This is a genomic window from Mycobacterium sp., from assembly GCF_049647605.1.
In the GTDB taxonomy this organism is placed as follows: domain Bacteria; phylum Actinomycetota; class Actinomycetes; order Mycobacteriales; family Mycobacteriaceae; genus Mycobacterium.
Window position 1 is genome coordinate 1 of record NZ_JBARXZ010000222.1, and the last position, 11,389, is coordinate 11,389.

Below are 11,389 nucleotides of genomic sequence, written 5' to 3' on the forward strand. Positions count from 1 at the left end.
GCTGGCCGCCGAGCTCGCCGGCGATCCCGATCCCGTCGGGGTGCTCGTGGTCGCCGACGGTTGCCACACCCTGACGTCGGCTGCCCCCGGCGGCCACGACCCGGCGTCGGTGCCGGTCCAGGCAGCACTGGATGATGCGCTGGCCTCCGGGGAGTGCGCCGCGCTGGCGACATTGCCGGAATCGGTGGTGGGGCGGGTGGCGTTCGGCGTGCTGGCCGGCCTCTGCGCGCCGGCTCCGCACGCAGCCAAGGAGCTGTACCGGGGCGCCCCGTACGGCGTCGGCTACTTCGCCGGGGTCTGGCAGCCGTGATCCGCCCGATCGCGATCATCGGACCGACCGGCACCGGCAAGTCGGCGCTGGCGTTGGAGGTTGCCACCGCGGTCGGCGGGGAGATCGTGAACGCCGACGCGATGCAGCTCTACCGCGGTATGGACATCGGAACCGCGAAGCTGTCGCTCGAAGAACGTCTCGGTATCCGGCATCACCAACTCGACGTGCTCGAGGTCACCCAGACGGCCACCGTGGCGCGCTTCCAGGAGTCGGCGGCGGCCGATGTCGAGCGGATAGCCGGCTCCGGTGCCGTGCCGGTGATCGTCGGCGGATCCATGCTCTACATCCAGTCACTGCTGGACAGCTGGACGTTTCCCGCCACCGACCCCCAGGTGCGCAGCCGCTGGGAAGACCGGCTCGCCGAGGTCGGTGTGGCTGCACTGCATGTCGAGCTGGGCGGACGTGATCCCGACGCGGCCGCAGCCATCCTGCCCACCGACGGTCGGCGAATCGTGCGGGCCCTGGAGGTCATCGAGCTGACCGGAGAGCCGTTCGCGGCGTCGGCACCCACCATCGGCGTGCCGCGGTGGAACACGCTGATCATCGGCGTGGATCGCGAGACCGAACCCCTGGACCTCCGGCTGCAACAGCGCACCGATGCGATGTTCGACGGTGGGCTCGTCGACGAGGTGCGAGGACTGCTCGGCGCCGGTCTCCGGGACGGGGTCACAGCCGCCCGGGCGCTCGGGTACGCGCAGGTGCTCAGCGCCCTGGACGCCGGTGGTGACTCCTCGGCGATCCAGGAGGCACGCAGCGCGACGTTCATCGGGACCCGGAGGTACGTGCGCCGGCAACGGTCCTGGTTCCGTCGGGATCACCGGGTGCATTGGCTCGACGGTGCCGCCGACGGCAACGCGGACGCGGTGCTGCGGCTCTGGCAACACGTATCCTGAACAGGTGAAATTCGCGAAAGGGCACGGGACACAGAACGACTTCGTGCTGTTGCCCGACCTGGATGTCCAGCTCGAGCTGACTCCCGCCGTGATCGCCGCGGTGTGTGACCGGCGCCGTGGACTCGGCGCCGACGGCTTGCTGCGGGTCGCCACCGCGGGCGCGCTGGTGTCGGCGGGGGTGCTGAGCCGGCTCCCGGACGGTGTCAGCGCCGAGGACTGGTTCATGGATTACCGCAATGCGGACGGCTCGGTCGCCCAGATGTGTGGCAACGGGGTGCGGGTGTTCACCCACTATCTGCGGGCTGCGGGTCTGGAGCACCGCGACGAGTTTGTCGTCGGCTCACTGGCCGGTCCGCGACCGGTGACCGTGCACCAGCTCGATGCCCTGAGCGCCGATGTCACCGTGGAGATGGGCAAAGCCAACCAGACCGGCACCGGAGACGCGGTGGTCGGCGGGCGGCGGGTGCACGGGGTGGCCGTCGACGTCGGCAACCCGCATCTGGCCTGTGTCGACACTGGCCTGGACGGTGCGGCACTGGCGACGCTGGATGTCGCCGCTCCCGTCGAGTTCGATCACACCCAGTTCCCGGACGGGGTCAACATCGAAGTGCTCACCGCCCCACACGACGGGGTGGTGTCCATGCGAGTGCACGAACGTGGCGTGGGGGAGACCCGCTCGTGCGGGACGGGCACTGTCGCCGCCGCCGTCGCCGCGCTGCGACATCTCGACGAGCAGACCGGGACCTTGATCGTGCGGGTACCCGGCGGTGAGGTCACCGTCACCGTCACCGACACCACCAGCTACCTGCGCGGACCGTCCGAGCTGGTCGCCCACGGCGAGCTGTCACCACAATGGTGGGGAACTCTCGAACGTTAAACGAGGTGCATGAACAATGATCTCCGTGCGAACCTGTATTCGCCTATGACTGAGTCCCCATTCCTTTCCCGGTCCTCCGCCACTCCGAGCACCGGCGAACTGGCCCTCGATGACCGGGCCGCCCTGCGGCGCGTTCACGGTCTGTCCACCGAACTCGACGACGTTTCCGAAGTCGAGTACCGCCAACTCCGCCTGGAGCGGGTGGTACTGGTGGGTGTCTGGACCGACGGCAGCGCCGCCGATGCCGACGCGAGCCTGGCCGAACTGGCCGCGCTCGCCGAAACCGCCGGCTCCGAGGTGCTCGAAGGCCTCGTCCAGCGCCGCGACAAACCCGACCCGGCCACCTACATCGGCTCCGGCAAAGCGCAGGAGCTGCGTGAGGTTGTCCTCGCCACCGGCGCCGACACGGTGATCTGCGACGGCGAACTCTCGCCTGCGCAACTGAACTCGCTGGAAAAAGTGGTCAAGGTCAAGGTGATCGACCGGACCGCGCTGATCCTCGACATCTTCGCCCAGCACGCCACCAGCCGTGAAGGCAAGGCCCAGGTGGCGTTCGCCCAGATGGAGTACATGCTGCCCCGGCTGCGCGGCTGGGGTGAGTCGATGTCCCGTCAGGGTGGAGGCGCCGGCGGCAGTGGCGGCGGTGTGGGCACCCGCGGGCCGGGTGAGACCAAGATCGAAACCGATCGGCGGCGCATCCGTGAGCGGATGTCCAAGCTGCGCCGTGAGATCCGCGAGATGAAGAAGATCCGCGACACCCAGCGCAGCACCCGGGTGCGCAGCGACGTCGCGCAGCTGGCGATCGTCGGCTACACCAATGCCGGGAAATCCAGCCTGCTCAACGCCCTCACCGGTGCCGGGGTACTGGTGGAGAACGCCTTGTTCGCCACCCTGGAACCGACCACCCGGCGCGGTCAGTTCGACGACGGCCGGCCGTTTGTCCTCACCGACACCGTCGGATTTGTCCGGCACCTGCCGACCCAGCTGGTCGAGGCATTCCAGTCCACCCTCGAAGAGGTCCTGGGCGCCGACCTGCTGGTGCACGTCGTCGACGGCTCCGACGCCAACCCGCTGGCCCAGATCAGTGCCGTGCGGCAGGTTGTCAACGAGGTCATCGCCGACCGCAACGGCACGCGGGCCCCGGAACTGTTGGTGGTCAACAAGATCGACGCCGCCGATGAGCTGGCGCTGGCCCAGTTGCGCCGGGCGCTGCCGGCGGCGGTGTTCGTCTCGGCGCATACCGGTGAAGGCCTGGACCGGTTGCGGCAGCGGATGGCCGAGCTGGTGGAGCCCACGGATGTGGCCGTCGATGTGACGATCCCGTACGACCGCGGCGACCTGGTGGCACGCATGCACAGCGACGGCCGGGTCGATGCCGCCGAGCACACCGACCGGGGTACCCGGATCAAGGGGTTTGTCCCTGCCGGGCTGGCCGCCGGGTTGCAGGAGTTCGCCACCGGCTAGGCGAGCGCAAACACCTGCTCGGCGGGATGGTTCATCACCTGCTGCGCCAGCGCGGCCTTCAGCTCGTCGAGGCGATGTTCCTCGAGGGCGCTGCGGTTGTCGGTGCGCGCCAGCTCGATGAACTCGGTGGTGGTGAAGCCCGGTTGCAAGACCAGCGTCGTGCGCAGGTCGGCGACGGCGATGTCGAAGACAAAGTCCTCCAGCAGCGGTCCGAGATCCGCACGAACCAGGCGACGGTCGACGTGGTACCGGTGATCGCTGACGGCGCGGGTCACCGCCTCGACCCCGTCGCGGGCTCCGGGTCCGCGAAATGCGGTCTGTACCTCGATGAGTCGACGTTGTGGTGGTTGCCTTGGCGACAGGATCCCGAACGCGCGCTGCAGGACCTTGAACGCGATGGCCACCCCGCCGGGAGAGCCACCGCCGTGGAACCGCACCATATCGGCGAAACCGAACTCCCAGGTGCGGCCCGATTCGGCCACCGTGAGGTACTCGGTCATCGGCGCACCAGGCTCGGCGGTTCGTGTGCCCGGACCGGGGGCAGCGGACCGGTGAACCTCTCCACCTGCACCAGCACATGGGCTCCGGTGCAGCCCTGGGCCAGCGACGAGGTGCCCGTGTCGTCGGTGAGGACGTTCGGATTTCCGTGCACACACATGGCGTCCGGGTCGGCGGGATCCTCGGGGTCGTACCACGCCCCGGTGGCCAACTGCACCACATCGGTGCGGACCGCATCGTCGACGACCACCCCGGCCAGGCAGCTGCCCCGATCGTTGTACACCCGCACCACATCCCCGTCGACCAGGCCGCGGGCGGTTGCGTCGCGCGGATGCATCCGAAGTGGCTCCCGCCCGTGGACCTTGGATGCCTGACTGGTGTGCCCGGTGTCGAGCTGGCTGTGCAGTCGGGTCGAGGGCTGGTTGGCGATCAGATGCAGCGGGTAGGTGGTGGCCCGTTCTCCGCCCAGCCATTCCGCGGGCGCAAACCACTTGGGGTGACCGGCACAGTCGGCGTAGGAGAACCCGTCGATGTCGCGCGAGAAGATCTCGATCCGGCCGCTGGGGGTGTTCAGGCGGTGGGTGACCGGATCGGCGCGGAAATCGGACAGCAACGTCAAACCGTCCTCGACCGGCAGTCGCACCGAGCCGGCGGCCCAGAACTCCTCGAACGACGGCACCGCGAAATCCAGTCCGCCCGCCCACGTCCGGTACATGTGCTGCAGCCACTGTTGTTCGGTGCGGCCTTCGGTGAACTCCGGGCCGAAGCCGAGGTGATCAGCCAGCGCGGCGAACGTCTGATAATCGTTGCGGGAGTCGGCATACGGCTCGGCGAGTTTGGGCATCGCCATCAACAGCGGGTCGTTGCGCGAGCCGGAGAAATCGTCGCGCTCGTAGGCCGTGGTCGAGGGCACCACGATATCGGCGTGTCTGGCCATCGCGGTCCAGTACGGGTCGTGCACCACCACGGTGTCCACCTGCGCCAACGCCCGGCGGAATCGGGCCAGGTTCTGATGGTGGTGAAACGGGTTGCCCCCGGCCCAGTACACCAACCGGATGTCGGGGAAGGTCAATCTCATTCCGTTGTAGTCGAACTGGCCGCCGGGGTTCAGGAGCATGTCGCTGACGGCCGCGACCGGGATGAAGGTGCGGACCGGGTTGGGTCCCTGCGGCAGCGCCGGGAGCGCGCATCGCAGCGGAGGCAGCCCGGGTTCGTTCATGGAGCCGTAGCCGTGGCCGAAACCGCCTCCGGGAACGCCGATCTGGCCGAGCATCGCTGCCAGCGTGAGCCCCATCCAGGGTGCTTGCTCGCCATATCGGACCCGCTGTAGGGACCAGCTCACGGTGACGATGGTCCGGCGGGCAGCCATCTCCCGAGCCAGGCTGCGCAGGACGTCAGGGGCGAGTTGGCAGATTCCGGCCGCCCACTCCGGGGACTTCGGCACCCCGTCGTCGAGGCCCAGCAGATAGCGTTCGAATCGTTCGTAGCCGACACAATGGGTGGCCAGGAACTCGCGGTCGGCCAGCGATTCGGTGGTCAGCACATGAGCCAGCGCGAGCATGATCGCCACATCGGTTCCCGGTGCCGCCGGCAGCCACCGGCACGGCCCGGCAACATCGTCGCGCAGCGGGGACACGGCGACGATCTGACCGCCGCGCCCGCGGTACCGGTTCAGCGCGTCACGCGCCGGATGTGCCGTCGTGCCACCGTGATTGACCGCGGTGTTCTTCATCGGGATGCCGCCGAAGCACACCAGTAGCTCGGTGTGCTCGGCGATCACCTCCCAGTTTGTCGACCGCTTGAACAGGTCGTCGTGGGTGCCGACCACCCGCGGCATGATCACCCCGGTGGCGCCCAGGCTGTAAGAGTGCCGGGAGAAGGTGTAGCCGCCGAGCGCTTTCAAGAACCGGTGCACCTGGCTCTGCGCGTGGTGGAAACGGCCGGCGCTGGCCCAGCCGTAGGACCCGCCGTAGATGGCTTCGTTGCCGTGGGTGTCCACCACGCGCCGCAGTTCGCCCGCCAGCAGCTCGGTGAGCTGGTCCCATGACACCGACACGAAGTCGTCGGAGCCGCGGCGGGTGGTGCGGCCCGGGCCGTCGTCGAGCCATCCCCGTCGTACCGCGGGACCGGCAACTCGGGCGCGATGGCGAACCGAGCCGGGCAGGTTGCCCAGCAGGGGGGAGGGGTCGTTGTCGGTGATCGGCGCGCGCACCGCGGTGATCTCGCCATCTTCGACATCGGCATGGAACGCCCCCCAGTGGGTGAGGCCGGCGCGCGCGGTTGACATGGCGGGCAGTCTACGGAGCGGGGTGCCCGCAGGGCGATGTCAACCAACCAGCTGGTTGGTATATCGTCGTCGGCAAGACGCGTAGTCGAAAATCCGAGCCCGGTTCCGGAGGTCCACCATGGGTAGTGCCGTCAAATATCAGCGCACACTGTTCGAGCCCGAACACGAACTGTTCCGCGAGTCCTACCGCGCATTCCTCGACCGTCACGTCGCCCCACATCACGACCAATGGGAAAAGGACAAGATCGTCGACCGCGCCGTCTGGTTGGAGGCCGGTAAACAGGGATTTCTTGGCATGGCCATGCCGGAGGAGTACGGCGGCGGGGGCATCGACGACTTCCGCTACAACACCGTTCTCACCGAAGAGACCACCGCCGGCCGGTTCAGCGGTATCGGCTTCGGGCTGCACAACGACGTGGTGGCCCCCTATCTGTTGAGGTTGGCCACCGAGGAGCAGAAGCGGCGCTGGTTCCCCGGCTTCTGCAGCGGTGAACTGATCACCGCCATCGCCATGACCGAGCCGGGCACCGGCAGTGACCTCCAGGGCATCAAGTCCCGGGCCGTCAAGCAGGAGGACGGTAGCTGGATCCTCAACGGCTCGAAGACGTTCATCACCAACGGGATCCACGCGGACCTGGTCATCGTCGTCGCGCAGACCGACCCGGAAAAAGGTGCCCAGGGATTCTCGCTCCTGATGGTCGAGCGTGGCATGGAAGGGTTCGAACGGGGACGGCACCTGGACAAGATCGGGCTCGACGCCCAGGACACGGCCGAGCTGTCGTTCACCGACGTCAAGGTGCCCGCCGAAAACCTGCTCGGTGAAGAGGGCATGGGCTTCATCTATCTGATGCAGAATCTGCCGCAGGAGCGCCTCAACATCGCCATCATGGCCGCCGCGGCCATGGAGACCGTGCTCGAGCAGACCATCCAATACACCAAGGAGCGCAAGGCATTCGGGAAGCCGATCGGTAGCTTCCAGAACAGCCGCTTCGTGTTGGCCGAGCTCGCCACCGAGGCCACCGCGGTGCGGATCATGGTCGACGAGTTTCTCCGTCTGCACCTGGAGGAAAAGCTGACCGTGGACCAGGCGGCAATGGCGAAGTGGTACACCACAGAAGCGCAGGTGCGTCTTATCGACCGTTGTCTGCAATTGCACGGTGGTTACGGATACATGCGTGAATACACCGTCGCTCGTGCATTTCTGGACGCCCGGGTCCAGACCATCTACGGCGGCACCACCGAGATCATGAAAGAGATCGTCGGACGCAGCCTGGGGGTCTAGCACGTCGCGACCCCGCCTTTTACCTCACATATCGCGCGCAAAACGCATCCGGGCCTGCACGTGAATTCGGTACCGGGTGGGTATTGTCATCGAAATGACGGCGATGTGGCCATATTGTGCTCGGCATTTGTCCGAGAGTTGGCGGTGATGGGACTTTTGGGCGACGAGATCTTCGTTACACAGGCCGGTGACCGCGGGGAGTGGGCATGACGACGCAGCAAAACCCAATTCGTTGGGCGTTCGGACTTCTGGCGGCGGCCTGCACGGCTCTGGCGCTCGTGGCGCCGGGCATGCCGGTGGCACACGCCGACCCACAAGGTGACGCCGCCGTAGCCATCGACCAGGCCTGGACGGCCGCCGGCGGCGATACGTCGCCGCTGGGCCCCAAGGCCGGCGACATCTACCCATCGGGCGCCGGCTTCGGCCAGAACTTCGCCAATGGCGCGGTGTTCTTCTCGCCGGCTACCGGTGCCCGGTCGATGTTCGGTGCCATCCTCGACAAGTACCGGGCAGCGGGCGGACCCGAGGGTGACCTCGGCTTCCCCAATATGGACGAAGGACCGGGCCGCATCAGCCCGGAGAGCCGAAACGTCACCTTCAACATTCCCGAAGGCGGAGTCATCTTCTGGACGCCGCAGTCGGGCGCCTGGGTGGTCAAGGGACTCCTCAACTCGGCATGGGACAAACTCGGCGGTTCGGCAGGGCCCCTGGGCGTGCCGGTCGAGGACGAGACCTACAGCGGTGAGAGCATCTCGCAGCGGTTCACCGGCGGTCAGCTGACCTACGACGCCGGCGCGCGGGTGTTCACCACGACACCGCCGGAGCTGGCCGGTCAGCTCGCAGACCTGCCATTGCCCGATGGCGCCACGTCGGAGATCGACCTCGCGTGGCGGGTGGCCGGTGGCCCGGCCGGGCAACTCGGCGCCAAGGAAGGCGACCCCTACCCCGTCGGTGACGGAACGGGACAGAACTTCGTCGGCGGCAAGATCTTCTACTCCCCGCAGTCCGGTGCCCACGTTGTCAGTGGGATGGTCCTGGAGAAGTACGAAGCTGCCGGTGGTCCCACCGGTGAACTCGGTTTCCCGACCGCCAACGAGGTGGACGGTGACGTACCGGGCAGCCGTGTTGCCACCTTCGGCGCCCCCGATGCACCCGCCATCGTCTGGACGGCTGAGCATGGGGCTGTCATCGTCCGCGGCGCCATGAAGGCAGCCTGGGATGAGCTGGGCGGCAGTGGTGGTGACCTCGGTGTGCCGATCTCCGATCAGACCGGCGAAGGCACCGTCACCCAGAACTTCAGTGGTGGCCAGGTCACCTACAACAGCTCCACCAACACCTTCAGCACGCAACCGCCGGAGCTCGCCGACCGTCTCGATGGAGTGGAGGTCCCAGAGCAGAACACGGCGCCGAGTCCGGCCGCACCGCCGGCAGCGCAGGCGCAGGACGGCGGGACGGTTGATTCCGGTTCGTCGGGATGGAAGAGCTGGTACCTGTGGGTGATCATTCCGCTCGCAGTTCTGGCGCTGGGGTCCCTGGTCGCATTCCTGGTGATGAGGCAGCGACGCGGCGGTAGCCGTGAAGGTGGTGCCGACTTCGGCGACGACTTCGGTGACCGGGACTACCGCGGTCCCGAGCTGCCTGCCGATGCCCGCGAGGATTCTGATGCCCGCGAGGATTTCGACGAAACGCCAAACGATGAGCGCGACGATCGTGACAGCTGGACGTCGGCGGGATCGGGTCAGAGCAGCGGCCCCACTCGATTCGGCGACGCCAACTTCGACGACACCGACTACCTGGCAACTCAGCCGCCGTGGGCCAAACGGGAGAACGGCCCCAAACCGTGGAGTGACCCGGTGGTGCCGACCGGCGGGTTGGAAGCCTCCGCAACCGGTCCGGGTCTGTTCACCCACTACGGTGCGCAGGACGACGAGAAATCGCCCTCCGATGTCGATTTCGACTTCGGCGGCGACTTGGGCGAGATCAACGACGTCGACGATGTGGCCGATGCGGATGTTGTCGAACCCCTGGATCCCGATGATGTCGACACCGCGCCGACGCGGATCGTCACCGATGTCGGGGAGCCGTCCGGCAGGCACGCCGCGATCACCCCCGACGAGGAGTCTCGACCGCCCTGGCTGGCCGACGACGAGGGCTATCAACCGCCCGGGCCGAACTCACTGTTTGCGCCCGTGTACGGGGCGGTGCCGCCGCCGGCCGCCGCGCCGTCGGGCTATGGGATACCCCGCGAAGAGGTCGATGAGTCGGACTCACCCTCGCGGTTCGACCAGTCGGTATCGGAGGAATCCGCCGAGCCTGAAGATCGGACCGCCGAGCGTTGGGGTGCCGAACATCGGGCTGCCCAGATCTGGGGCCAGGACCGGGACGATGAGGACCGGGCTCCTCAGGACCAGGTCCACGAATACCGGACCCCCGGAGATGAGCGCGCGGCCTCGGAGTCCGAGCCATCAGAGTCGGAGACGGTGCCGCCGCCGGCGATCCACCTTCCGCTCGATGATCCGGACGAGGCTCCCGAGGGCTATCCGATCAAGGGCAGCATGCGCACCGGCACCTACCACTCGCCGGGGTCGGCCTCCTTCGACGTGACAGTCGCCGAGATCTGGTTCGCCAGTGAGGAACTCGCCGAATCCAACGGATTCACTCGCGCTGAATAGTTGACTGCCCGGGTCCTGAGGGGCCCGGGCACTCAACTATGCCGGAACCGCGTCCGTCAGATCTTGCGGAGCACGGTGACAACCTTGCCGAGAATGGCGGCTTCGTTGCCGGGGATGGGGTCGAACGCGGGGTTGTGCGGCATCAGCCACACCTGGCCGCCGGTCCGCTTGAAGGTCTTCACAGTGGCTTCACCGTCGATCATTGCGGCCACGATGTCACCGTTGTCGGCCACATTCTGTTGTCGAACCACCACCCAGTCACCGTCGCAGATGGCGGCGTCGATCATCGACTCGCCGACGACTTTGAGCAGGAACAGCGATCCCTCTCCGACCAGTTCACGGGGAAGCGGGAAGACGTCCTCAACGGCCTCTTCCGCCAGGATCGGACCGCCGGCTGCGATGCGACCGAGTACCGGGACGAAGGTGGGCTCGGGGAGTGCATCTGAGCCGGCGACATCGGTGGCCACCGCCGCCGCGGCTGCTGCTTCGTCGACGCTGCGAACATCCACGGCGCGTGGCCGGTTGGGATCTCTACGCAGATAGCCTTTTCGTTCGAGGGTGCGCAGTTGGTGCGCGACCGACGAGGTGGACGTCAAGCCCACCGCATCGCCGATTTCCCGGACGCTCGGTGGATATCCTCGGGTCGTCACAGACGCCCGGATGACCTCCAGGATGGTGCGCTGACGCTCGGTCAGCGACGGGTCGAGCGTCGTTTCACGCCGGCCCGCGGCGGCGTCCTGTTGATCGTGCGCGCCGGAACCTGTGTCAGTGCTGTCGCCCATGTCCCCGAATGTAGTCGCCACCGCCGACAGAATCAAACATGTGTTCGACGCGTGTCGGGGCCGGTGGCGGTGCATCGGCGGCCGTTCTGGTGTCGGGATCTTGATGCCACTGGTGCTGGTGTGACGGACGGGGCGCCCGTTTCTGTCGGTGGCTCCATTTATCGTTCGGCTACAAATCGATCACATGTTCGGATCGGCACTATCTGATCGAACATGTGATCGAGTAACCTTCGAACACAGGAGCGAACGATGACACTTCCGCTTCACCGGACCGGGCACTCGGGCCGGACTTCTCCACAGCAC

General features: G+C 67.2%; 9 protein-coding genes. 6 read left to right on the forward strand and 3 right to left on the reverse strand.

Annotated features, from left to right (window positions below):
• The 4 genes from WBB07_RS27340 to hflX all read left to right on the forward strand — a co-directional run.
• On the forward strand, positions 1 to 310 hold a 310-nt coding region (locus tag WBB07_RS27340), incomplete at its 5' end, for a class III extradiol ring-cleavage dioxygenase family protein (protein WP_526312513.1).
• The gene (gene miaA / locus WBB07_RS27345) at positions 307 to 1,224 is read left to right on the forward strand and encodes a tRNA (adenosine(37)-N6)-dimethylallyltransferase MiaA (RefSeq protein ID WP_526312515.1); all 918 of its coding nucleotides are present in this window, start codon (positions 307 to 309) and stop codon (positions 1,222 to 1,224) included. The genes WBB07_RS27340 and miaA, both read left to right, overlap by 4 nt.
• Positions 1,225 to 1,228: 4 nt before the next feature.
• Entirely contained in the window at positions 1,229 to 2,101 is an 873-nt protein-coding gene (gene dapF, locus WBB07_RS27350) for a diaminopimelate epimerase (RefSeq protein WP_526312517.1), read from the forward strand.
• Between the two features lie 45 nt (positions 2,102 to 2,146).
• A complete protein-coding gene (gene hflX, locus WBB07_RS27355; protein ID WP_526312518.1) occupies positions 2,147 to 3,565 on the forward strand; it encodes a GTPase HflX in 1,419 nt (472 codons plus the stop codon).
• Here hflX and WBB07_RS27360 read toward each other — a convergent pair.
• Entirely contained in the window at positions 3,562 to 4,065 is a 504-nt protein-coding gene (locus tag WBB07_RS27360; RefSeq protein WP_526312520.1) for a hypothetical protein, read from the reverse strand. The two genes, hflX and WBB07_RS27360, sit on opposite strands and share 4 nt — an antisense overlap.
• Complete coding sequence (locus WBB07_RS27365; protein ID WP_526312522.1) at positions 4,062 to 6,350, reverse strand: molybdopterin-dependent oxidoreductase; 2,289 nt, start codon at positions 6,348 to 6,350, stop codon at positions 4,062 to 4,064. Before WBB07_RS27365 ends, WBB07_RS27360 begins: the two co-directional genes overlap by 4 nt.
• 118 nt (positions 6,351 to 6,468) lie before the next feature.
• Here WBB07_RS27365 and WBB07_RS27370 point away from each other — a divergent pair, with 118 nt between their 5' ends.
• Positions 6,469 to 7,632 carry an acyl-CoA dehydrogenase family protein gene (locus tag WBB07_RS27370; protein WP_526312524.1) on the forward strand — a complete coding sequence of 388 codons (1,164 nt, stop codon included), beginning with the start codon at positions 6,469 to 6,471 and terminating at the stop codon, positions 7,630 to 7,632.
• A 206-nt stretch (positions 7,633 to 7,838) separates the two neighbouring features.
• Positions 7,839 to 10,304, forward strand: coding sequence for an LGFP repeat-containing protein (locus WBB07_RS27375; RefSeq protein WP_526312526.1), 2,466 nt, complete (start codon positions 7,839 to 7,841; stop codon positions 10,302 to 10,304).
• Positions 10,305 to 10,360: 56 nt separating this feature from the next.
• Here the strand turns inward: WBB07_RS27375 and lexA are convergent, their stop codons facing one another.
• Positions 10,361 to 11,086, reverse strand: coding sequence for a transcriptional repressor LexA (gene lexA / locus WBB07_RS27380; protein ID WP_526312528.1), 726 nt, complete (start codon positions 11,084 to 11,086; stop codon positions 10,361 to 10,363).
• Positions 11,087 to 11,389: the final 303 nt, after the last annotated feature.

Coding starts and splice junctions, on each gene's coding strand:
- hflX (WP_526312518.1), top strand. CDS start 2,147: ATGACTGAGTCCCCATTCCTTTCCCGGTCCTCCGCCACTCCGAGCACC.
- WBB07_RS27360 (WP_526312520.1), bottom strand. CDS start 4,065: ATGACCGAGTACCTCACGGTGGCCGAATCGGGCCGCACCTGGGAGTTC.
- WBB07_RS27365 (WP_526312522.1), bottom strand. CDS start 6,350: ATGTCAACCGCGCGCGCCGGCCTCACCCACTGGGGGGCGTTCCATGCC.
- WBB07_RS27370 (WP_526312524.1), top strand. CDS start 6,469: ATGGGTAGTGCCGTCAAATATCAGCGCACACTGTTCGAGCCCGAACAC.
- WBB07_RS27375 (WP_526312526.1), top strand. CDS start 7,839: ATGACGACGCAGCAAAACCCAATTCGTTGGGCGTTCGGACTTCTGGCG.
- lexA (WP_526312528.1), bottom strand. CDS start 11,086: ATGGGCGACAGCACTGACACAGGTTCCGGCGCGCACGATCAACAGGAC.